A 367-nucleotide genomic window follows, 5' to 3' on the forward strand; every position below is an offset into this window, starting at 1 on the left:
CCTTGGGCTTGCCGGTGGAGCCGGAGGTGTAGATCACGTAGGCCAGGTTGGCAGGGTCAAGCGAGAGTGCCGGGTTGTGCGTGGCGAAGGCGCCGAAGTCATCGTCCAGCAGCAACGTGCGCACGCCTTGCGGAACTGGCAGTTGCAGGTGCGACTGGGCCAGCACCACGCTCAGCCCGCTGTCTTCCATCATGTAGGCCAGGCGGTCCTCGGGGTACGCCGGGTCCAGTGGCACATACGCACCGCCGGCCTTGAGGATCGCCAGCAGGCCGACCACCATCTCCAGGCTGCGCTCGCAGGCCAGGCCCACCAGCACCTCTGGCCCGATGCCCTGGGCAATCAACGCATGGGCCATCTGGTTGGCGCG

1 protein-coding gene is annotated in these 367 nt (G+C 67.3%); it reads right to left on the minus strand.

The window, feature by feature from the left end:
- The coding region (locus tag FW760_RS26050; protein ID WP_446444124.1) for an AMP-binding protein at nucleotides 1–367 on the minus strand (367 nt) is incomplete at both ends.

The sequence above is a fragment of the Pseudomonas sp. 1176_21 genome, from assembly GCF_052850635.1.